The sequence below is a fragment of the Micromonospora sp. NPDC023869 genome (genome assembly GCF_055559695.1).
In genome coordinates this window covers 959,441-981,642 of the sequence record NZ_JBVHKD010000002.1, presented here as the reverse complement: position 1 = coordinate 981,642, position 22,202 = coordinate 959,441, and the positions used below count along the sequence as shown (strand labels likewise).

Genomic DNA, 22,202 nt, shown 5'->3' with positions numbered 1-22,202 from the left:
GGTGTGGGTGGGTGGACGGTCAGATGGCGGCGAGTGACCTGCTGGCCTTGCGGGCGCGGCGAAACGCCCGTCGTGCCAGCAGGCCGGTCGGTGGGTTGAGCGAGCGGAACCCGGTGCGTACCCGGTCCCAGACCTCGGTGATCGCCTGCGCGCCGTGGGACACCGGCAGCGAGGCGAGATAGGTGTCCACGGCGTCGGCGGCCCAGGCGGAGTGCCCGGTGGCGACGTTGTCAATCGTGTTGTGGATGTCCACGAACTTCGTGGAGAAGCCGTAGCTCTTCAGCGCCTGGCGGGCCCGGCGGTACGTCCCGCCGACGCCGGACAGCTCCATGGCCAGGTTCAGCCCGAGGATCTCCGGCATGAACGTACGCGGGAAGCGCCCGATGCTGAGCCAGTACACCGGAAGCTCGAAGGACCCGTCCCGGAACCCGTCCCACTCGGCGAACTCCCGCGACGCCGTCGGTGGCACCTGGACGTCCATCTCGGCGAGCACCTCCCGATAGATCAACGGGTGGTTCATCCGTGGCACGCCGTTGCCGAGCTCGTCCCAGTAGGTCTCGAACAGGAAGTAGCCCTGCTCCGACGCCGCGTGTTCGTAGTCGGTGAACCCCTGGAGCCAGGCGCCGTCGATCAACGTCAACGGGGCCAACTGCACGGTAGAGTCGACGAGATCCTCCCGCGTCGGCATCGGCGCGTCGGCCGACTCCTCGAAGTCACGCCCCTGCCGGTCGTGCTGCTCGACGAGCCAGGGGCGCAGGCCCTCCCGGCCCCACACGTCGGGCAGCCGCTGCGGGTCCGTCGCCATGTTGTGTCGGGACCGCGCCAGCCAGCCCCGCACGTAGTCGACCGCGAACCGGCGCACGGCCGGGGTGTCCGTCCGCTGCTGGAGCAGGTGGTACGCCTCCCGGACGTCAGCCGGCTCCCGGTCGCCCGTGACCGGACCGCCCGCGACCGCGCCGACCGTGACCGAGGCCAGCAGTTCCGGGGAGACCGTCCGCTCCTCGTGGACCGGCCCGAGGCGAGCCCGCGTCGGCTGCCCGGTGGGGAGCGAGTCGATCCAGCGGCGGATGACGACCAGGTCGGCCGGGGAGAACACCCGGAACATCGGGCCCCGTTCCCCGACGAGGCCGTTGACCAGCGGACTCTGCGCGGAGCGGCCCGGTTTGACCAGGCGGCTGGCGGCCAGCTCGGCCAGCAACCCGCGCGGATCCGTCCGAGCCTCCTCCAACCAGCTCGACAGCGGCCGGTCCGCCACGGTGAAGTCCCGGTGGTAGACGGCGCCCTCCCGCGCCCGGTGGCGGAGCAACTCGGCCATCTCGTACGCCGGGTCGAGGGCCTCCTCCAACTCGGTGAGAAGACTCGTGCTCCACCGCCTCAGCACGGTGAACGCCCACCGGAAACCGTCGGTCACCCGGGCCAGCTCCGCGTCGTCGAAACCGTGCTCGACGACGTCCAGGCACAGCTCCAGCCCGGTCCGCGTCTCACCGTCCCGGGCAGCGGACGGATCGATCGCGCTCCAGTCCACGAGCTGCGGATGCGCCTGACGCACCAGCCGCAGAGCGGGCAGCAGTCCGACCGTACGCAGACACAGGTCGGCGCCGATGATCTCGGGGCGGAACTCGGCCGGTCTCCGGCTCATGGCCAGCAGGGTCGCGGGCAGACAGAAGTGGTGGTCGGCCACCCGGGGGTCGTGCACCAGCCGGGCCACCGGCACGGCGTGCTCGGACAGGTGCAGGTGACGGAGCAGGGCCAGGTACACGCTGCCGCGCGAGTCCTGCGGCCGTCCGACACCGACGTCGGAGGCGTACAGGGTCAGGATGCGCAACGTCGTCGCGTCGTCCGCGTTTCCCGGCGCACTCTGCCACTGCAACCAGGCCCCGGACCGCAGCGCGAGTGGTGCGGCCGCGAGCGCGGTGCGACGGACCAGGGACTCCGTGGCCGGCGGAGCCGTGGCCGAGGAGACCAACTCCTCGAACCGGCGGGACTCGGCGGTCGACCAGCGCACCGCCTCGTCCCGCAGCCCGTCCAGTGCTGCCGGCAGCGACTCACGGTCGGCGGTGTCGCCGATCTCCGACCGCAGCCGCGCGACGAACGGGTCGCCCGGAAAGGAGGTCTCGGGGTCGACCGCGATGACGAACAACTCACGGGACCGGGTCTGCTGATCAAGCGGTCGGCCCACATGCCGACCCGACGGAACGACTTCTTTCGTTGACACTGCCAGCTCCTGGCTCTATCCGTGTCTGCTATCCCGAAACAATGTGGTAATCAAATGTTCGGACGGAATCTTGACGGCACGGAGGGTCCGCGCGACAAACATGCCACTTGTCGCGACGGGGAAGGTGTCGTCGTCTCGGGAAGCTAGAACATCGGGTAGATCGAGGCGTCGTTCTTCGGCTTCTTCTTGCGGCCGAAGATCTTGTTAAGAATTCTGCGTACCACGTTCATTCTTCTGCCCTCACCTGAGACGGGCCGGTGTCGGCCCTAGGACGAGAAATTCAACTGCTCGGCCAACAGTCGGGCCACCAGGTCTAACCCGTGGTCGGTCATGTGGGCTCGGTTGACAAACAGCCAGCTGTCGTCCTTGACGCTGGTCGCGAGGAGCGGATTGATGTCCAGGAACCTGACGCCGATCTTTTCGCAACCCAGTTGCAGCAGCTCCGCATATCTGCGGACCGAATCCCTGGTGGCGATGTCACCGAACAGTTCCCAGAAGTTCGAGATCTTGTCCAGCTCGTCGAAGAGCCGCTTCTCCTGCGGTGCGGCCGTCTCGCGTACCCAGGTGGCCAGCGGCTGGAGCACGAACGTGATCCTGGTGTCGGTGGCGGCCGCGAGCTGCTGCCACGACTCCAGATGCCGCACGGTCAGCGCAGCCGCGTCCGCGATGCGGACCTCCAGCGTGCGAACCGGTTCGTCGCCGCCGGTCGGCGAGACGCCGGAGCCGAAGGGATGCGTCCGGTACTGGGACTTGAGCTTGTCCATCTGGCCGAAGAAGTCGCCACAGTTGAAGAACGCGCCGTCGTCGCCGCGCTGAGCGGCGGGCAGGCGGGCCAGGGCCAGGTTGTTGAGCCCGGACACGATAACGATCTCCTCCACCGGCGGCAGCAGGTGCCGATAGAAGAGGAAGAGCAGCAGCTCCTGGGCGGAGGAATGGCTGCGGCCCGCGAAGTTCAACCAGGGCAGCGCCGGTGCGTGGGTGGTCCACAGTCGCGAGGCGAGTGTCGCCTGATCGCAGGTGGCTCCGATGCCCATCGCCATGGAACTGCCGGCCACCAGCCGGATCGGACCGTCGGCCGGCTTCCCGCCCGCCGACGCATGGTCGTCCGCTCCGTGCGAAAGGCGAAAACCGAGACGATCCGTATTGATGACCGGGGAGCGGTAGTCCACGCGGTGAAAATGCATCACATAGGACATCCAGCGTGCCTGGCCGCGTTGGTCGAAATCATCGTAAACAAGCATCTGCGGGGTCAACTCGGAGCGCGCCGAGCTTGGACAACGCACTGTTCCCCCCATTGAGAATTTTCAGCCGGGGCCCCCAACCCATCTACGGCCGTTGTTGCGTGAGTACGGTAACACGCACAGTGGTGGAGGAAAAAGGGTCGACCGCGGGAATTATCGCCTGTCTGGTTTATCCTGGGTTGAGTGGAGGATTCCCGAACCAGCAAACATTGAACTGATCTCAGCGACTTTGCGCGTAGGTATTTGTGTTCGAAACGAGGTGCCCCGATTGTGCTGGCGGCCGTGTCGAGTGAGGTCAGGCGGCCTTTCGGGTGTCCTCGGACTGTAGTGCACCATCACCGTTCTCGGGGGATGGGACGCGCGGTCGACGTGGCTCCGGCGACGCCCGGACCGTTCGGCCGAATGACGTGCGCCACTATCCGGCCGGCGGGCCGGCGGGCCGGCGGGCGACGGCACGCACCGGACCCGCTGCGCACAAGAGTGAGGCCCTGACCGGCGATAATGCCGGTCAGGGCCTCACATCTGTCGGGGTGGCCGGATTCGAACCGACGACCTCTTCGTCCCGAACGAAGCGCGCTACCAAGCTGCGCCACACCCCGAGGCGTGCGGACAAATACTAGCCCACCCGCCCCGGGGGTCAAACTCGGTACCCCCGGGGCGGGAGTTCAGCGGGGGATCAGGGTGAGCAAGCTGGCCTCGGGCGGGCAGGCGAACCGGACCGGGGCGGTCGGGTGGGTGCCGAGGCCGGCGGAGACGTGCAGCCAGGAATCGGAGCCGGGCCAGCGGTGCAGGCCCTTGGCCATTGACCGGGGCAGCCCGCAGTTGGTCACCAGCGCGCCCACTCCCGGTACGCACACCTGGCCGCCGTGGGTGTGACCGGCGAGCAGCAACCCGAAGCCGTCGGCGGCCATCTCGTCGAGCAGCGCCGGTTCGGGGGAGTGGGTCAGGGCGATGGAGAGATCGGCCGAGGCGGAGACCGGGCCGGACACGGAGGGGTAGTCGTCGCGTTCGATGTGCGGGTCGTCCACACCGGCCATGTCGATCGCCCGGCCGCCGGCCTTGAGCGTGACCCGTCGATTGTTCAGGTCGGTCCAGCCGGCCCCGGTGAAGACGTCACGCAGTTCCTCGTAGGGCAGCTCGACGCCCTCGGTGTACTCCCGGTCGGGCAGGAAGTAGCTGAACGGGTTCTTCAGCACCGGGCCGGTGTAGTCGTTGGAGCCGAAGACGAAGGCGCCCGGGTAGTCGAGCAGCGGCTGCAGCGCCCGCAGGACGCCCGGCACCGCCCCCGGGTGGGCCATGTTGTCACCGGTGACCACGACCAGGTCGGGGTCGAGGGCGGCCAGCGAGGCCACCCAGTTCTGCTTGCGTACCTGGTTGGGGGTCATGTGCAGGTCGGAGAGGTGCAGGACGCGCAGCGGCTCGGTGCCGGTCGGTAGCACCGGGACGTCGAAGCGCCGGAGGGTGAACATGTTGCGCTCGACGAGGGACGCGTACGCCAGGGCGGCGGCGCCCGTCGCGACGGTGGCGGTCGCGAGCCGGAATAGTGTGCGCTTTCGCATGCCGATCAGGGTAGTTTGGGCGACCATGAGCACGCTGAAGGACCGCCTCACCGCCGACATGCGCGCCGCCCTCAAGGCCCGCGACGAGCTGACCACCTCCACCCTGCGGATGGCCCTGGCCGCCGTCGGCACGGCCGAGGTCTCCGGCAAGGCCAAGCGTGAGCTCAGCGACGACGAGGTGCTGGGTGTGTTGACCAAGGAGGCGAAGAAGCGCCGCGAGGCCGCCACCGCCTTCGCCGACGCGGGTCGCGCCGAGCAGGCCGCCAAGGAGACCGCCGAGGGCGAGGTGCTGGAGCGTTACCTGCCGAAGCAGCTCTCCGACGCCGAGCTGACCGAGCTGGTCACGGGGGCGCTCGCCGCGGGCGGGTTCACCGGCAAGGCGCAGATGGGACCGGCCATGAAGGCGGCCCAGGCTGTGGTGGCCGGCCAGGCCGAGGGTGGTCGGGTCGCCGCCGAGGTACGCCGACAGCTCGGCCTCTGACCCTGCACCGACGGGTACGCGCCGGGCCGCCGACCACGCCGACCAGACAGAACGGGCGGGCATCCCTCTCCAGGGGTGCCCGCCCGTTCACGTGCGGTTCGGTTCGACCGGCGGTCAGCCGCCCGGTCGGTCCGGGGGCCGACCCGGGTTGCTCGGCGGTCCGCCCGGTCCGCCGTTGCCGTTGCCGTTGCCGGCGTCGTTGTTGCCGCCACCACCACCGGAGCTGACCAGGATCGTCACGATGCCGTTCTTGATGGTGCGGCCCTCGGGGCTGGTGCCGGCGGCGGTGCCGGCCGGGCATTCCGAGGTGACCCGGTTACTCGAGACCACCGGCTGGAACCCGGCGCCGGAGATGCGTGACCTGGCCTGGTCGACGGAGGTGCACTTCACACCTGGGATGCTGCGCTGATCACCCTCGGAGATCTTCTTGCCGGGTGGATCGAAGTTGATCCCCTTCTTGCCGTCCATCGCGGCTTTCAACGCCTCATAGACCGGCGGGTTGATGCCGTCCGCCGTCTTGTGCCTCATCTTGACGTTCGTCTGCGGCCAGTCCGGGTCGGCCAGGATGCCGGCGACCGCGTACTGCTTGGTCATCGCGACCAGGGAGGCGGTCTTCTCGGAGTCGGTGGTGCCGGACTTCCCAGCGATCGGCTTACCGACGATGCCCCGCCCCTCGGCCGCCGTCCGACTTCCACCGCACTTGGTCGTGGGGGAACTGTCGCCGACCGGGCAGCGGGCCGCGTCCACGGCCGCCCTGGCCACGTCCGTGCTGATCCGCTTCTCGCAGCGCGGGTTCGCCACGTCCAGCTTGTTGCCGTCCAGATCGCGGATCTCCTGCACCGGGGTCGGCTCGCAGTACTTGCCGTCGGCGGCCAGCGTGGCGTAGGAGTTCGCCAACTCCAGCGGGGTGACCTGCGAGACGCCCAGGGTGAAGGCGCCCCACTGGTTCGCCGACTCCTTGGTGCGCGCGAGGTCCGCGTCCTCACGCTCCCGGAACTCGATACCCAGGCGCTTGGCCACGTCCACCACGTTCGCCGCGCCCACCTGCTGTTGCAGCGGGACGAAGTACGTGTTGGTCGAGGCGGAGAAGGCGCTCCACATGTCCTTCACGCCGCCGGGCTGCAGGTTGGAGTTGGTCGGGCAGTAGAAGTGCGTGCCAGGGCAGGCGGCCGGACTGCTGGGGCTGATGATGTACTCCGACTTGAACTGCTGCGGCGCGTTGATGGTGTAGCTGAGCGGGATGCCCTTCTCCAACGCGGCCACGATCGTGTAGATCTTGAAGACCGAGCCGGCCTGGTAGCCGGTGATCCCGTCACCGCCGGTCAACAGCGGGTTGACCGTGTTCGGGTAGTTACCGCGCTTGCCGTTCTCGCGCTGCTTGGGATCGCTGTGCGGCAGGTTCTTCGGCTTGTTCGGGTTGTCCAGCTTGAAGTTGCGGTTCACCGAGAGGGCCCGGACCCGGCCGGTGCCGGGCTCGACCACCGCGATCATCGCGGCTTCCTTGGACTTCACCGACTTGGCCTTGCGGACCGCCTTGTCGGCGCCGTCCTGGGCCTGCGTGTCGAGCGTGGTGACGATCGTGTAGCCGCCGCTCTTGAGGAGCCGCTCCCGGTCGTACGTGGTCGAGCCGAACGTCTCCTGCGACATCCACCAGCGGTAGAAGTAGTCGCAGAAGAAGCCCCAGGCGTTCTTCTTGGTGGCGACGCAGCCGTTCGGCGCCCGCTTGCCCTTGACCACCAGCTTGACGGCCTTGGCCTTGTCGGCGTCCTCCTGGCTGACGGCGCCGGTCTTGACCATGTTGTCGATCACGTAGTCGCGCCGGGCGACCGCCTGCGGGTAACCGCTCTTGGTGGTCGGGTCGAACGAGGTCGGCGCCTTCACCAGGCCGGCCAGCATGGCGGCCTCGTCGACCGTCAGGTCCTTCGGCGGCTTGTTGAAGTAGACCTGGCTGGCGGCGTAGACGCCGTACGCGCCGTTGCCGAACGCGGCGAGGTTGAGGTAGCTCGTCAGGATCTCGTCCTTGCTGAGCGTCTTCTCGATCTGCAACGCGTAGTTCATCTCGCGCAGCTTGCGGGCGCTGGTGTCCTCCGTCGCGGCGACCACGTCGGCCGGGTGCGTCGCCGAGTACGCGATGCCCATCCGGACGTACTGCATGGTCAGGGTCGAGGCGCCCTGCCGGTCGTTGCCGGCGGCGCTGTTGTTGACGAAGGCACGGGCGACGCCGTTGAGGTCGACTCCGTTGTGGTTGTAGAAGTCGTGGTCCTCGGCCGCGATGATCGCGTTGCGCATGTTCTCGCCGATGTCGGCGAACGTGATGTCGCGCCGGTTCTCGTCGTACATCGTGGCCAGCGGTGTCTTCTTGTCGGACGCCAGCAGGTAGCTGATCTGGGGGGCGCGGGACACCGTCAGTTCCTTCGGCAGTGCGCCGAAGGTCTCCGCGCCGGCCTTGGCGGCCAGGCCAGACATCGCCACTGCGGGAAATGCCGCTGCGGCGACCACTACGCCGGCCAACAACCCACAGATGAGCAGCGATGCGGCGTTGGTCAGGATGTTGTGGTCACGCTTCCGCATCCAGGTCACCTCGACAGGGTACGCGAACAGGTAACGAGGGGCGCTTGGGCATCTTTCCCCATTTCCTGCGCGCGCCGTCCTCGTTGTGCTAGACGCGTGGCACCGGCGATCTGGTTGCCTGTGATCCGTGCCGAGTTTCCTCCGCCTACCGGGTGCCGCGCAGCGTTTTCGCGGACTCCGGCGGGGTAAGCGGGGGTCCCGAGCCCGAGAGGTCGGGAGTGTCCGGAATGATGGATTTGGCCGACAACGTTGCGTAATCGGGTGACTACAGAGCATGATGGTTGCGGCGACAGCGCCACATGTCGTCTGTGCCGCCTTGGGGTAAGGCGTGCCGGATGACCGGGGGGAATTGCCGGCTGGCCCGCGACGGCGTCGGTAGTACTGCAAGGGGGGACGAGTACAGATGGGCATGATCACTGACTGGCCGTCGTTGGCGGCGTGTCAGAACGGGGACCCGGACGCGTTGTTCGTACAGGGCGCCGAACAGAACGTGGCCAAACGGATCTGCCGGAGTTGCCCAGTCCGCTACGAGTGCCTGGCCGACGCGTTGGACAACCGGATCGAGTTCGGTGTCTGGGGTGGCATGACCGAACGCGAACGTCGGGCGTTGCTGCGCCGGCACCCGCAGGTGACGAGCTGGCGCAAGATGTTCGAGGCGGCGATGAAGAAGAACGCCAAGGACAAGGCCGGCAAGGACAAGATTCTCGCCACCACCTGACCGGCGCGGTCAGGAGCGGCCGATCGCCGCCCCGATCGTCCGCAGCCCGTCGACGTCGTGCACGTCGGCGGGCTGTGCCGTCACCGACACGGCCGGCACCTGCGGGAACGCCTCGGTGAACCGCGCCGCCACCCGCTGCTCGCGTACCGCCTGCTCGGCCAGGGCCGCGTGGGCGCGCAACACCTCGACGACGCCCTCGTGGCCCCCGGTCAAGGCCAGCCGGTCGGCGGCGGCCCGGCTGGCCGACGCGTCCAACCCGGTGTCGGCCGGACGGTGCACCCGGTTGAGCACCAGACCGGCCAGCGGCATGTTCTCCTCCCGCAGCCGCCCGGCGAAGTAGGCGGCCTCCCGGACCGCGTCCGGTTCCGGGGCCGCGACCAGCAGGAATGCCGTCTCACTCGCCTGGAGGATGCGGTACGTCTGCTCCGCCCGCTGCCGGAACCCGCCGAACATCGAGTCGAGCGCGGCCACGAAGCCGGACAGGTCCGTCAGCAACTGCGCGCCGAGGATCTTCTGGACCACCCGGGAGAACATCCCGAACGAGGCGGTGACCAGGCTGAACATGCTGCGCCCGCCGGTCCGTGCCGGGGCCAGCAGGAGCCGCAGCATCCGCCCGTCGAGGAACCGGGACAGCCGTGCCGGCGCGTCCAGGAAGTCCAGCGCCGACCGCGACGGCGGAGTGTCCACCACGATCAGGTCCCAGTCGCCGCGTGCGTGCAACTGACCCAGCTTCTCCATCGCCATGTACTCCTGCGTACCGGCGAAGGTGGAACTCATCGCCTGGTAGAAGGGGTTGGCGAAGATCTCGGACGCCTTCGTCGGGTCGGTGTGCGCGAGCACCACGTCGTCGAAGGTGCGCTTCATGTCGAGCATCATGGCGTGCAACTCGCCGCCGCTGTCCTCGACGTCGATCCCCTTGACCTGTCGGGGCGTGTTGTCCAGCTCGGTCAGGCCGAGCGACTGTGCCAGTCGCCGAGCCGGGTCGATGGTGAGCACCACCGTACGGCGACCGTGTCGCTCGGCCGAACGGAGCGCGAGCGCGGCGGCTGTGGTCGTCTTACCCACCCCGCCCGCACCGCAGCAGACCACGATCCGTACGCCGGGATCGGCCAGGATCCGGTCGACGTCCAGCGGCGGCGCGGCGTTGTCGGAAGGCACCAATCGAGCGTATCGGCCCGACCCGGTCCGCGCGGCGGGCCGAGGTCAGGTGTGAGTCAATCGCCCCGCACCAGGGCGGCGGCGAGCACGTCCAGGCCGGCGCGGTCCACCCCGTCGGGCAGCAGCGGCAGCTCCACCCGGGGCACGTCCAGTTCCGCCAGGTCGGCGCGGAGCGAGTCCTCCAGCTCCCGGCGGACGGCCTGGTCCCGTGCCTCGTCGCGCAGCCCGGCGAGGGTCCGCCGGTCGGCGGGCAACCCGGCGGCGCGCAGCCCCCGCGCAAGCTCCGCCTCGGTGACCATGCGTCCCGTCGGCAGCGGCGGCCGGGTTCCGTTGACGATCACCCGGCCCACCCCGAACCCGAGCGAGGTCAGCTCGGCGATGGCGTCGACGGTCTCCTGGACCGGCATCTCCTCCAACAGCGTCACCACGTGCACCGCGGTCATCGGCGATCGCAGCAGCACCGAGACCCCTTCGCTCTGGGTCTTGATCGGGCCGACCTTGGCCAGCCGGGCGGTCTCCGCGGTCACGTTCAGGAAGCGGGCGATCCGGCCGGTCGGCGGGGCGTCCAGCACCACCGCGTCGTACACCCGCCGTTGCTCGACCCGGCGGGTGGTGGCCTCCTTGACCTTGCCGGTGAGCAGCACGTCGCGCAGGCCGGGAGCGATGGTCGTGGCGAAGTCGATCGCGCCGAGCTTGCGTAGCGCCCGCCCGGCGGCGCCCAGCTTGTAGAACATGTCCAGGTACTCCAGCAGCGCCTCCTCGGCGTCCACCGCGAGTGCCCACACCTCGCCGCCGTCCGCCGCGTCGGCCAGGTGCCGCTCCGCGTACGGCAGCGGGTCGGTGCCGAAGAGCTGGGCGATGCCCTGACGCCCCTCCACCTCGACCAGCAGCGTGCGCCGCCCATCGGCGGCCAGGGCCAGGGCCAGGGCGGCGGCCACGCTGGTCTTGCCCGTGCCGCCCTTGCCGGTCACCACGTGCAGGCGGGCGGGCCACTCCGTACCGGCCCGGTCGGCCGGGCGCTGCGCTGCTCCCACCGGCCGAGCCTATCCAGCCGGTCGACTCAGGCGACCTCGCAGACCCACCAGCCGCTCTTCCGGATCACCGTGAAGCGCAGGTCCTGGTCGGCGATCTTCTCGTCGGCGGTGGTCACCGTCACGGTGGTGGTGACGGTGGCCCGGTCCCCGGTCTCGTTGTCCACCTTCGGGGTGTCCCAGCGGAATCGGGGGGTCTGGTGCGCCGCCACGTACTCCTCGACCTCGGCGACCTTCGCCCGGATCTTGTCCTGGTCGCGTGCGCCGGTGCAGACCAGCCGGGCCGCCTTGGCCGCGTCCCGCTCCTGGTAGACCGCCGTGAGGAAGTCGTCGACCGCGACCGACGGATCCTGGGCGCCCTCGCCGGACTCGGCGTTGCGCACGGTCAGGAACGCCACCACACCGCCGCCGGCACAGAGCAGCAGCACCACGGCCAGGGCGATCGAGGCCACCAGGGCACCGCCCCGTCTGCGGGACGGCGCGGTCGGCGGCGGGTACGGCGGATAACCGCCGGGCGACGCCGCAGCCGGTCCCGGACCGGCCGGCGAGGAGGGGGCGACCGGTGGGCCGGCCGGCAGCGGGTCGGTGGGGCCGGTCGGGCCGCCAGCGGGTGGCTGGGTCATCGCGTACCCCCGGGTGCGGCGCACCGCCGCGCGACGGCGACGGGCGTGGGATGGGGCGGCCGGGCCGGGCGCCCGTCCAGACGGGAAGGGTAGCGGTCCATCGGTGGGGTGCGGGGGTCCCGGTGTCACCTGTGCGGGCGGCGCGATCAGTTTCCTGCTGGTGAGGTGTCGCAAATGTGACGAAAGGCCGATGGGCGTGCGCGTCCTGTTGATGGGACCGCCACGGCGGCCCTACCGTCGCTCCGGCACGCCCTGACTGGGCTGGCCGCAGCGGTGCCGGACCGGCCGGCGGCGCCGTGACCAGGTACGACGCCCGGAGGCAGTGCATGCGCGACATCGACAACACCCCCCGAGCCCAGTTCTCCGCCGGGGGCCGGCGGGGCAGCCGGACGGCCGGCGGCGAATCCTCCGGCCGGCTTCCGGTCAACGAGCGGTCGTACCGGCGTACCGCCGACCCGGTCGGGATGGTCGAGCCGGCCGGCGGGCGGGACGACGAGGTTCCCGGCTACGTCATCCACCTGCCCGTCCGGGTGGCCGACCTGGCCGCGGCGACCGCGTTGGCCGCCCGGGTGGCGACCTCGCTGAACTTCCTGCCCGAACTGGACGCGGGGGAGACCGAGGTGTCGACCGCCGACGACCAGAACAACCGGCACCAGGTCTTCTGCGACCTGCTGCTGCCCGACCGCAGCCGGTGCCCCCAGCCGTACGACCACAAGGGCCTCTGCGGGGACGTGTCGATCGCCCCCGAGCAGCGTCCCGCCGCAGAGCAGTGGCCGACCTCGGAGCAGCGTCCCGCGTCCTGACCGGCCGGCGGACCGTAGGCTGTGCCCCGAAGTGTCCATGCCACCGAGGGAGCTCTCCACCGATGCAGAAGTGGGAATACGCCACGGTCCCGCTGCTGGTCCACGCGACCAAGCAGATCCTCGACAACTGGGGTGAGGACGGCTGGGAACTGGTCTCCGTCGTACCCGGGCCGAACCCGGAGCAGCTCGTCGCCTACCTCAAGCGCCCGAAGGCGTGAGGCCGTGAGCAACGGACCGCACGCAAAGTTGGCGGAACTCGGGCTGGAGCTGCCGGAGGTGGTGCCGCCGGTGGCGAGCTACGTCCCGGCGGTGCAGTCCGGCCAGCACGTGTACGTCTCCGGGCAGCTCCCGATGGCCGAGGGCAAGCTGCTGGCCACCGGCAAGGTCGGCGCCGGTGTCTCCGCCGACCAGGCCAAGCAGCTCGCCGAGCGGTGCGCCCTCAACGCGCTCGCCGCGATCGACGCGCTGGTCGGCCTGGAGAACGTCGTCAAGATCGTCAAGTTGACCGGTTTCGTGGCGAGCGCGCCCGGCTTCACCGGTCAGCCCGGTGTCATCAACGGCGCGTCCGACCTGTTCGGCGCGGTGTTCGGCGAGGCCGGTCGGCACGCCCGGTCGGCCGTCGGCGTGGCCGAGTTGCCGCTCGACGCGCCGGTCGAGGTCGAGGTCATCGTCGAGGTCGCCTGACCCGACGTCACCGTGATCTTGCGGTTCCGCCCGGACGAAGGCCCCTAACGAGGGCGAATCGGGGAGCGGAACCGCAAGATCGCGGAGGTGCGTCCCCGGGGTCGTACGATCGCAGCCATGGGAGGGCATGTGACGGGGGCGGTGACCGCCCTCGCCAGCGAGCTGCCGGAATGGGTGACGCTGCTGCGGGCACCCAACCCGGGGCCGATGACGCTGGACGGCACCAACACCTGGCTGCTGCGCGCACCGGGCGCGGAGTTCGGGGTGGTGGTCGATCCGGGACCGGCCGACGAAGCGCACCTGGCCGCGATAGCGGAGTGGGGACCGGTCGGCCTGGTGCTGATCACCCACGGGCATCCGGACCACACCGAGGGCTCGCCGCGCCTGCGTGACCTGCTCGGCGGGGCACCGGTACGCGCCGCCGACCCGGCGCACAGCATCGGCGGAGCGGCGCTCGACGCCGCTGGTGACGTGGACGGGCACGGGCTGGACATCCGGCTCGTACCCACCCCCGGGCACACCGCCGACTCGGTCTGTTTCCTGGTCGCGCACGGTGGGCGGCAGGTGGTGCTGACCGGCGACACCATCCTGGGACGGGGCACCACCGTGGTCGCCCACCCGGACGGCCACCTCGGTGACTACCTGGCCAGCCTGGAACTGCTCGCGACGTACCGGGGGATTCCGGCGTTGCCGGGCCACGGGCCGGCACTGGCCGACTGCGGTGCCGCCGCCGACTTCTACCTGGCCCACCGGCGGGCCCGGCTGGACCAGGTCCGAGCGGCGTGCGACGGCGGGGCGCGGACCCCGGCCGAGGTGGTCGCCGTGGTGTACGCCGACGTGGACCGGTCGCTGTGGTGGGCGGCGGAGTGGTCCGTGCGCGCCCAACTCGAATACCTGGGCCGGGAATCCGAAGGTGACGCCGCGAGGTTGGACCGACCGTGACCTGCCCGGTGTGCGGAACCGTCGCGGTGCCCGGCGCCCGGTTCTGCCACAACTGCGGCGCGGCGCTGCCGGCCGCCGCCACCCTGCCCGCCACCGAGCGTCGGGTGGTCACCGTGCTCTTCGGCGACCTCTCCGACTTCACCTCGTGGTCCGAGGACCTCGACCCGGAACGCGTCGGCGCGGTTACCGACCGGGTGCTGGCCGCCCTGGCCGGTGCGGTGAAGACGTTCGGCGGGCACGTCGACAAGCTCACCGGTGACGGGATCATGGCGGTCTTCGGCGCCCCGGTCGCGCACGAGGACGACGCCGAACGCGCCGTCCGGGCCGCCCTGTCCATGCAGCGGGCGGTCCGTCGGGTGCTCGACGACGAGCGCGGCGGCGGTGCGCCGCTGGGGCTGCGCGTCGGGCTGAACACCGGTGACGTGATCGCCGGCATCCAGGCCGCCATCGAGTACACCGTCATCGGCGACACCGTGAACACCGCCGCGCGGCTGGCCGACGCCGCCGCCGTCGGCGCGGTCTACGCCGGGGCGCGGACCGCGGCGGCCACCCGGCACGTCGCCAGTTGGCGGGCGCTGCGACCGTTGCGCCTCAAGGGCAAGCGCGAGCCGGTCGAGGCGTACGAGCTGCTCGGCCTGCTGGACGCGCCGGGCACCCGCTCCGGCCTCGGCGACGAGGCGCCCTTCGTGGGCCGGGAGACCGAGATCGGCCGGGTCGCCGGTCGGCTGGCCGAGGTGATCGACCGGGGCGAGACCCGGGTGCTGCTGATGACCGCCGAGGCGGGCATCGGCAAGTCCCGGTTCGCCGCCGAGGTGGAGCGCCTGGCCGCCGGCTACGACGTCGGCGCCGGACGGTACGCGGCGCACACCGGCGCCCGGGTCCTCTCGGTACGCTGCGCCGCGTTCGGTGAGCGCCGTCGGCTGGCACCCCTGGCCGACCTGGTACGCGCCGCCGCCGGCCTGCCCAACGACACGGCCACCGCAGTCACCCGGGCCGCCGTCGAGGAGCGGCTGCGCCGACTCGGGCAGCGCCTCAGCCGCTCCCGCACCGCGCCCGCCCCGGTCGCCGTCGACCAGTTGCTGGCCCTGCTCGGGTACGCCGAACTGCCCGCCGCCGCTCACACCGACCAGAGCGAGTGGACCGGCACCCAACCGCCACCCGACGCCGAGGCGGTGCCCAACGCGGTGGCCGACCTGCTCAGCGCGCTCGCCGAGGAGGCGCCGCTGATGGTGGTGGTCGACGACCTGCACGACGCCACCGCGGAGACCATCGGCGCGCTGGAGGTCACCCTGTCCCGGCTCGACGGGCCGGTCCTGGTGCTGCTGCTCGGGCGGCCCGAGCTGGTGCGTACCGCGGGCACCCTGGCCCGGGTCGCGGACGCCGAGGTGCAGCCGTTGCCGCCGCTGCGCGGCGCCGACGCGTCCCGCCTGCTCACCAGCTACCTCGGTGGCGGGCGACTGACGCAGGCCGACGCCGACCGGCTGCTCGCCACCGCCCAGGGCAACCCGTTCTATCTGGCCGAGCTGGTCACCCTGCTGATGGAGCGCGGCGCGCTGACCGCCGGGGCGCGCAACGACTGGCGGCTGGCGCCCGGCTCGCTCGGCAGTCGGCTGCTCTCCCGCGACCTCGCGGCCGTGCTCGCGGCCCGGATCGACGCGCTGCCCGCCGAGGCCCGTTCGGTGCTGCGGGACGCCGCGGTGGTCGGGGACACGGTGCCCGACGGTGCGTTGCAGGCGCTGCGCGAGCAGCGGGCCGGACGCGACGGCCGACCGGCCGCGGTGGCCGCGCTGGAACTGGACCGGGCCGTGGAGGAGCTGCTGCAACGCCGCATGCTGCACCGCACCCGCACCGGGTACGCCTTCGCCACCCCGCTGATGCGGGAGGCCGCGTACGCCGGGATCAGCAAGGCGGAGCTGGCCGAGCGGCACGCCGCGCTGGCCCGGTGGGCGAGCCCGGCGGCCAGCGTCAGCAGCGGCCTGGGCGGCCCCGACCTGGTCGCGACCGGCACCACGGCCGGTCCGAGCGGCTTCACCGAGGCGGTTCGGGACGACTTCGTGGCGCAGCACGTCGAGCGGGCCACCGCGTTGGCCGACGCGGTCACGTTGCGTCCGGACGCGCCGGCCCGGGCGGTCGCCCCGCTGGGCGTCGCCGCGCTCGGCCGGGCCACCCGACGCGCCCTGCACGAGGGCGAGCCGGCCCTCGCCGTCGAGTACGCCGAGCGCGCCGCCGAACTGGCCCGCGTGGACGGCGTACCGGCTTCCGACCGGGTGGTGCACGCGCGGGCGCTGCTCCAGGTCGGCCGGGTGGCCGACGCGCTGGCGTCGGCCGAGAAGATCGCCGCCAACGCCGGGGACCAGGCGACCACCCGGGTCAGCGCGCTGCTGCTCGCTGGGCAGGCCCAGCAGGCGATGGGTGACCTGCGGCGGGCCGAGACCTGCTGGCGGGAGGCGTTGCAGGTGGCCTCCGACGCGGACCTGCCGAGCCTGCGGGCGTCGGCGATGCGTCGGCTGGGCATGGCCGACTTCCTGGCCGGCCGACTCGGCGAGGCGAGCAGCCGATTGGCCGCCGCCTACCAGGTCAGCCTGGCGGTGCAGGACCGTCGAGGTCAGGCGTGGTCGTTGCAGAACCTGGCCTGGGTGACCACCACCCGGGGCGACTTCGCGGGTACGGACGCGGTGCTCGGCCGGGCCGCCCGACTCTTCGCCGAGCTCAAGGACCCGTACGGGCGGGCGTGGCTGCGGGGCACCACCGCCTTCGCCCGGCTGCTCGCGGGTCGGCTGAGCGAGGCGCGTCGGCTGGCCCGGATCTTCCTGCCCTTCGGGGAGCGGGTCGGCGAGGCGTGGGCGGTGGGCACGCTGCGGGCGGTCGACGCGTACGCCAACGCGGAGCTGGGCGAGCTGCTGGACGCGGACCGGGAGGCCCGGCGGGCGTACCGCGAGTTCGCCGCCGCCTCCGACGAGTGGGGGCAGGGTTTCGCGCTGGTCGTCCGGGGTGTGGTGGCGCGTGGCCTGGGCGAGCCGGAACACGCCGCCGACCTGCTCACCGACGCGCTGGAGTACGCCGGCCGGACGGCTCATCCGCTGCTCACCGGTATGGCCGGCACGCTGCGCGGCTTCGTGGCGCTGGACATGGGCGACGTGGACGGCGCCGAGCGGTACGCGCGGACGGTGCTGACCAGTGTGGAGCCGCACAACCCGCAGGCGCCCGCACAGGTGGGGCCCCGGGTGCTGCTGGCGACGGCCCGGCTGGCGGCCGGCGACTCCGGCACCGCGGTCGGACTGCTCGCCCCGGTGGCCACCGCCGCCGCCACCTCGCCGTCGCTACTGTTCTCCCGTCGGCAGTCGATGGCCCGTTACGCCTCGGCACTGCTCGCACACGGGCAGTGTGAGCAGGCGTTGGACTGGGCCCGGCGGGCGGCGGCCACACCGGCCGAGGACGTCCGCAGCCAGGTGGTCGCCGCCCGGGTACGCGCCGAGGCGCTGGCCGCCTGCGACCGGTCGGCGGAGGCGTTGACCAGTGCCGAGGAGGCGGTCCGGCTGTCGTACGCCACCGAGCAGCGCAGCGAGCGCGCCGACGCCGAGGCGCTGTACACCCGGCTGCGCGACGCGCGCTGAGCCGCGCCGCCGGCCTGTCGACATGGTGCGGTCCGGCCGGTTCTGTCGGTTCCGGTGATGTCGTCTGTCCGGGTCGACCGCTACCGTGCACGGTGCACGCGGCGGTCAACATGGGCGGTCGTGCCGTCAAGGGGAGGGCTCAGATGAGGCTGCCGCGCTCGGTCGCCGGCTGGACGATCGCGGTGTTCGGCGTGTTGGCGCTGGTGATGGGCGCGGTCGGGCTGCTCTGGCCGGAGGCGATGCTCGGCATGCTCGGCTTCGAGATCCCGGCCACCCGGGCGCCCGGCGACTACACGGGCGTGTTCGTGACCGCCTCGTCGATGGCCTCGTTCAACATGGGGGTCTACTACCTGCTCGCCACCGCCACCGAGTGGCGGGCGTTCTACCGCTTCACCGTGGTGTTCCGGTTGGTCACGTTCACCGTGTTCACCCTCGCGGTGCTGGCCGACGTGGCGCCCGGCCGGTTCTTCGGCGTGGCGGCCTGGGAGGGCGTGGGCGCTCTGGCCACCGCCGCCGGCCTCCGGTGGGACTCCCGGCGCAGTGCGGAAACCTCGCCGGAGCGGTCGCCCGCCGATGCGGTTCACTGAGCCGCCGGTCCAGTTGGGTATTTTCGGAACCGTGACCGACACCCCGCCCGGCGCCCTGCCGACGCCCATCGTGCCTGGTCTGACTGATTTGCAGGTCTTTGCCCGGGGAGGCTACGCGACCGTCTACCGGGCCACCCAGATCTCGGTGGACCGCGAGGTCGCGGTCAAGGTCGAGAACCGCACTCTCGCCAGCGACCGGGACCAGGCCCGCTTCCTGCGCGAGGCGCGGGCGGCCGGTCGGATGTCGTCGCACCCGCACGTGGTCGACCTGTTCGACGTGGGGGTCACCATCGATCAGCACCCCTACCTGATCATGGAGCTCTGCGACGGGTCGTACGCCGAACGGATGCGTACCTCGCCGTTGGGCGCCGCCGAGGCGCGGGACCTTGGCATCAAGATCGCTGACGCGCTCGCCCACTCGCACGCGGCCGGGGTGCTGCACCGCGACGTCAAGCCGGCCAACATCCTCTATTCGCACTTCAACACTGCGGTGCTGGCCGACTTCGGGCTGGCCGTGGTCGCCGAGATGCGCGACGCCACGGTCGCCCTGGAGGTGCTCACCCCGGCGTACGCGCCGCCGGAGATGTTCAGCCACAGCCCGCCCTCACCGGCGGTGGACGTCTACGCGCTCTGCGCCACGCTCTACGCGGTGATGCACGGCCGGCCGCCACGCTGGCAGACCGAACGCAACCCGAGCCTGGTCACCGTGCTGGAGATGTTCCACCAGCCGATCCCCGGCATCCCCGGCATCCCGGAGGAGCTGGTCGACGTGCTCCGCGCCGGGATGGCCAACGATCCGGCGGACCGCCCCTCCGTCGTGCAGTTGCACGACATGCTGGTCGGCCTGCAACTGGAGGGTGCCGGCCCGCCGAGCCCGCCGATCGGCCTGCTCGGCGGCGGACACCACGGCGGCTTCCGGGGCCCGGGTACGCCACCCGACGCCGGGGCCACCGGCACCTCTACCGAGCGCAGCCGGGGACGGCGCTGGTTCCTGGGCGCCACCGGCGTGATCGCGCTGGCCGCCTCGGCGGGTGTGGGCGCCTGGGCCGCCGGAGGGCTCTCGTCAGGTCAGCCCACCGGTCCGACCCGGCCGATCACCACCGGTGTGCACCGTCCGGGCTGCGCCGCTCTGCCCGAGGCGCTGCCGGAGGGCGCCCGGTGCGCGGAGGAGCTGGAGTGTTTCGGCCCGGTGCAGGTACGCGCCCAGCGGGCCGAGGCCAGCCAGGTGCCCTGCGACATCCGGCACACCTGGGAGAGCTACGCCGAGGGGGAGTTGCCCCGCACGCTGCTCGACGCCGACCACGACGAGATCGTGGCGGATCCGGCCGTTCGCAAGATCTGCAACACGGAGACGTTCCGCCTGGTCAGCGGCATCGACAAGCCCACCGGGTGGAATCTGGAGGTGCTGCCGCCGGCCGACGCGCAGACCGACACCACCTACCGCTGCCTGGCCGGGCGAGGTCTGGACGGGCTGGCGTCCCCCACCCTCACCGGCGGCGGCTGAGCGAGGTCAGTGGCTCGCGTCGCGGCGGTAGCGGTCGCGCATCGCCCGGACGGCCTCCCGGTCGCCCAACGTCTCCAGGGTGTCCGCGTCGATGCCGGGCGCCTGGGCCATCGGATGGACCGGTGGGGTCGGCGGCGGCGGCTCGGCCGGACGGGCCTGCCGGGCGGCGGTGACCGCCACCCCGGTGACGATGGCGAGCAGGACGCAGCCCAGGGCCATCGCGACCCCCAGCAGATCCTGCCGGGGCTCGACGGCCAGTGCCACCAGCAGCCACAGTGATCCGAGTGCGGCGACCACTGCCACGGTGCGCGCGTCAGGTCCGGGGAGGCGTCTCACGCGTCCAGAATGTCGGAGATTGCCGATCTGTCAACAGCAGCCGGTCGAGCACCTGCGTAACACCTGATAACTCCAGCCTACGCGATGCGGGAATCATGACCTTGACGCCTGCATTGTCGGACATGTTGCTGTTCATCGGACCGCATTCATCGCCCGACGTCTCTAGAGTGGCGGGGGTCGAGTCCGACTCGACGCGTCCCGTATCCCACCGGAAGGCGTCCACATGCCACGACCAATCCGGAACCTCGCCGCCGCAGGGCTCGTCGGCGCGCTCCTCGCCGGAGCGGCGGTCGTACCCGCCAGCGCCGCACCCACCACGATCGGCGGGGGCATCGCCACGGTCTCCCACCGCACCAGTCCGCTGGAGCGGCTGCGGGTCGACCGCGTGCCCACGCCCAAGCTGGACTGGTACAAGTGCTATGACTACGCCGAGTGCGCCACCGTCGACCTGCCGCTGGACTACGACCAGCCGAAGGGCGAGACGACCGAGATCGCGGTGCTGCGGGTCAAGGCACGGGACCAGAAGCGCAAGATCGGCAGCCTCTTCGTGAACCCGGGCGGCCCGGGCGGTTCGAGCACCAGCTTCGCCCTCGCCGCGCCGTACGTCTTCGGTGACGAGGTGCTTGACCGGTTCGACATCGTCGGCGTCGACCCGCGTGGCGTGGGCGCCGGCGAGCAGCTCCGGTGCTTCCGGTCGGTCAAGGAGCAGACCCGGGCGTACGAGGGGGCGAACGTCGCCTTCCCGTACACCAAGGCCGAGGAGAAGGCGTACGTCGCCGCTGCCATCCGGATCGGCAAGGGCTGTTCGACCACCGGCAAGCCGCTCAGCGGCGCGATGTCGACCGCTGAGGTCGCCCGCGACATGGACGTGCTGCGGCGGGCGGTCGGCGACAAGTTGCTGTCCTACGTGGGCTTCAGCTACGGCAGCGTGCTCGGGCAGTACTACGCGAACATGTTCCCCGACCGGGTGCGCGCCGTGGCGATCGACGGCGTGCTGGACCCGACCGCGTGGCTGGGTGCCGGTGCCGCCGGCAACCTGGGCCAGGAGGACCGGATGCGCAGCGCGCAGGGCGCGTACCTGGCGCTTCGCGAGATCCTCAAGCGTTGCAAGACCGCCGGGGTGGACGCCTGCCCGTTGGCCTCCGGTGACCCGGCCGCCCTGTTCGAGCTGGTGGCGAAGCGACTCAAGGCCAAGCCGCTGGTGCTGGAGGACCCGGACCTGGGCGAGTACACCTTCACCTACGCCGACTTCGTCGCCATCATCGCGGGCTCCCTGTACGGCCCGTACGGCTACATGGACGTCGCCTACCTCACCGAGGAGCTGCTGGTCCTAACCGACCCGTCGGCGGCCGGCGCGGCCCGTACGCAGGCACGCACCTCGCTGCTCCAGCGGGCCGAGAGGGCGCGGGAGGAAGTCCGCGCCTACGACTTCCCGTACGAGAACGGGCTGGAAACCTTCCTCGGGGTGGACTGCACCGACGCGAACCACCCGAAGGACGCCGCCTCCTGGGCGGCCCGGGCCGCGAAGGCCGACAAGCGCGATCCGTACTTCGGCCGGTACTGGACCTGGGTCACCGCACCCTGTGCCCGGGACACCTGGACGGTGCGGGACGAGGACCGCTTCACCGGCCCGTTCGACCGGCGGACCGTCAACCCGGTCCTGGTCGTCGGCAACTACTGGGACCCGGCGACCAACTACCGCGGTGCCGTCGCCTCCGCCACGCTGCTGCCGAACAGCCGACTGCTGTCCAGCGACAACTGGGGCCACACCGCGTACGGCACGTCGGCCTGCGCGACCGGCGCCATCGACGCGTACCTGCTGCGGTTGACGCTGCCGAAGAAGGGCACCGTCTGCCACGGCGACATCCAGCCGTTCGAGGAACTGCCGGAGTCGGCGGCAGCCGTCCGGGTCGACACCTCCAAGGAGGACCTGGCGGCCAAGGGTGCGCCGCGCCGCGGTGCGCCCAAGCAGCTCCCGCCGGTGGTCGTGCCGATGCCGGGGATCGGCGCGCTGATGGCGCGCTGAGGTCGCGACACACCCTCCGGGGTGCGGCGGGCAGTCGGATGCCCGCCGCACCCCGGTGCGTTTCACGGCGGTGTCGACTGGCAGGCGCTCGCTACTTTCGGTGTCATGA

Annotated in this window: 18 protein-coding genes and 1 tRNA gene; 10 read left to right on the top strand and 9 right to left on the bottom strand. The window is 71.4% G+C overall.

Annotated features, from left to right (window positions below; all coding sequences use genetic code 11):
- Positions 1–19 precede the first annotated feature (19 nt).
- From ACZ31C_RS10260 to ACZ31C_RS10245, 4 genes are all read right to left on the bottom strand, one after another.
- Positions 20–2,179, bottom strand: a complete 2,160-nt coding sequence (locus ACZ31C_RS10260) for an iron-containing redox enzyme family protein (RefSeq protein WP_465794934.1) — start codon at positions 2,177–2,179, stop codon at positions 20–22.
- Between the two features lie 302 nt (positions 2,180–2,481).
- Positions 2,482–3,468, bottom strand: a complete 987-nt coding sequence (locus tag ACZ31C_RS10255; protein ID WP_465794933.1) for an Inducer of phenazine A — start codon at positions 3,466–3,468, stop codon at positions 2,482–2,484.
- 513 nt (positions 3,469–3,981) lie between these two features.
- Positions 3,982–4,055, bottom strand: a tRNA-Pro gene (locus tag ACZ31C_RS10250).
- 66 nt (positions 4,056–4,121) lie between these two features.
- Positions 4,122–5,015, bottom strand: coding sequence for a metallophosphoesterase (locus ACZ31C_RS10245; RefSeq protein ID WP_449949938.1), 894 nt, complete (start codon positions 5,013–5,015; stop codon positions 4,122–4,124).
- Between the two features lie 25 nt (positions 5,016–5,040).
- On the opposite strand from ACZ31C_RS10245, the gene ACZ31C_RS10240 reads away from it, so the two are divergent.
- The gene (locus ACZ31C_RS10240; RefSeq protein WP_465794932.1) at positions 5,041–5,496 is read left to right on the top strand and encodes a GatB/YqeY domain-containing protein; all 456 of its coding nucleotides are present in this window, start codon (positions 5,041–5,043) and stop codon (positions 5,494–5,496) included.
- A 114-nt stretch (positions 5,497–5,610) separates the two neighbouring features.
- On the opposite strand, the gene ACZ31C_RS10235 is transcribed toward ACZ31C_RS10240, so the two are convergent.
- Positions 5,611–8,067: a penicillin-binding protein gene (locus ACZ31C_RS10235; RefSeq protein ID WP_465794931.1), complete on the bottom strand. Its 2,457-nt coding sequence runs from the start codon at positions 8,065–8,067 to the stop codon at positions 5,611–5,613.
- A gap of 403 nt (positions 8,068–8,470) precedes the next feature.
- Between ACZ31C_RS10235 and ACZ31C_RS10230 the strand changes: the two genes are divergently transcribed.
- Positions 8,471–8,785: a WhiB family transcriptional regulator gene (locus tag ACZ31C_RS10230; protein ID WP_350698672.1), complete on the top strand. Its 315-nt coding sequence runs from the start codon at positions 8,471–8,473 to the stop codon at positions 8,783–8,785.
- A gap of 9 nt (positions 8,786–8,794) precedes the next feature.
- On the opposite strand, the gene bagB is transcribed toward ACZ31C_RS10230, so the two are convergent.
- The 3 genes from bagB to ACZ31C_RS10215 are packed head-to-tail and all read right to left on the bottom strand — an operon-like array spanning position 8,795 to position 11,597.
- A complete protein-coding gene (bagB, locus tag ACZ31C_RS10225; RefSeq protein WP_465794930.1) occupies positions 8,795–9,946 on the bottom strand; it encodes an ATPase BagB in 1,152 nt (383 codons plus the stop codon).
- A 53-nt stretch (positions 9,947–9,999) separates the two neighbouring features.
- Positions 10,000–10,977: an ATPase BagA gene (gene bagA, locus ACZ31C_RS10220; RefSeq protein ID WP_465794929.1), complete on the bottom strand. Its 978-nt coding sequence runs from the start codon at positions 10,975–10,977 to the stop codon at positions 10,000–10,002.
- A 26-nt stretch (positions 10,978–11,003) separates the two neighbouring features.
- Entirely contained in the window at positions 11,004–11,597 is a 594-nt protein-coding gene (locus ACZ31C_RS10215) for an Rv0361 family membrane protein (RefSeq protein WP_396751498.1), read from the bottom strand.
- A 326-nt stretch (positions 11,598–11,923) separates the two neighbouring features.
- Between ACZ31C_RS10215 and ACZ31C_RS10210 the strand changes: the two genes are divergently transcribed.
- The 7 genes from ACZ31C_RS10210 to ACZ31C_RS10180 all read left to right on the top strand — a co-directional run bounded on the left by ACZ31C_RS10210 (position 11,924) and on the right by ACZ31C_RS10180 (position 19,731).
- Positions 11,924–12,400 (top strand): hypothetical protein, encoded by a 477-nt coding sequence (locus tag ACZ31C_RS10210; protein ID WP_396751500.1) that lies wholly within the window; start codon positions 11,924–11,926, stop codon positions 12,398–12,400.
- Positions 12,401–12,462: 62 nt separating this feature from the next.
- Complete coding sequence (locus tag ACZ31C_RS10205; RefSeq protein ID WP_013736319.1) at positions 12,463–12,618, top strand: DUF4177 domain-containing protein; 156 nt, start codon at positions 12,463–12,465, stop codon at positions 12,616–12,618.
- A gap of 4 nt (positions 12,619–12,622) precedes the next feature.
- Positions 12,623–13,084 (top strand): RidA family protein, encoded by a 462-nt coding sequence (locus ACZ31C_RS10200; RefSeq protein ID WP_449949917.1) that lies wholly within the window; start codon positions 12,623–12,625, stop codon positions 13,082–13,084.
- Between the two features lie 117 nt (positions 13,085–13,201).
- On the top strand, positions 13,202–14,026 hold the full coding sequence (locus ACZ31C_RS10195; protein ID WP_465794928.1) for an MBL fold metallo-hydrolase: 825 nt from the start codon (positions 13,202–13,204) through the stop codon (positions 14,024–14,026).
- Complete coding sequence (locus ACZ31C_RS10190; protein WP_465794927.1) at positions 14,023–17,640, top strand: adenylate/guanylate cyclase domain-containing protein; 3,618 nt, start codon at positions 14,023–14,025, stop codon at positions 17,638–17,640. The genes ACZ31C_RS10195 and ACZ31C_RS10190 overlap by 4 nt, the downstream gene beginning before the upstream one ends.
- Positions 17,641–17,783: 143 nt before the next feature.
- Positions 17,784–18,227, top strand: a complete 444-nt coding sequence (locus ACZ31C_RS10185; protein ID WP_465794926.1) for a hypothetical protein — start codon at positions 17,784–17,786, stop codon at positions 18,225–18,227.
- Positions 18,228–18,258: 31 nt separating this feature from the next.
- On the top strand, positions 18,259–19,731 hold the full coding sequence (locus tag ACZ31C_RS10180) for a serine/threonine-protein kinase (RefSeq protein ID WP_465794925.1): 1,473 nt from the start codon (positions 18,259–18,261) through the stop codon (positions 19,729–19,731).
- A 6-nt stretch (positions 19,732–19,737) separates the two neighbouring features.
- Here ACZ31C_RS10180 and ACZ31C_RS10175 read toward each other — a convergent pair whose 3' ends face one another.
- Positions 19,738–20,067 (bottom strand): hypothetical protein, encoded by a 330-nt coding sequence (locus ACZ31C_RS10175; RefSeq protein ID WP_465794924.1) that lies wholly within the window; start codon positions 20,065–20,067, stop codon positions 19,738–19,740.
- A gap of 223 nt (positions 20,068–20,290) precedes the next feature.
- Here ACZ31C_RS10175 and ACZ31C_RS10170 point away from each other — a divergent pair, with 223 nt between their 5' ends.
- The gene (locus tag ACZ31C_RS10170) at positions 20,291–22,093 is read left to right on the top strand and encodes an alpha/beta hydrolase (RefSeq protein ID WP_465794923.1); all 1,803 of its coding nucleotides are present in this window, start codon (positions 20,291–20,293) and stop codon (positions 22,091–22,093) included.
- Positions 22,094–22,202 lie beyond the last annotated feature (109 nt).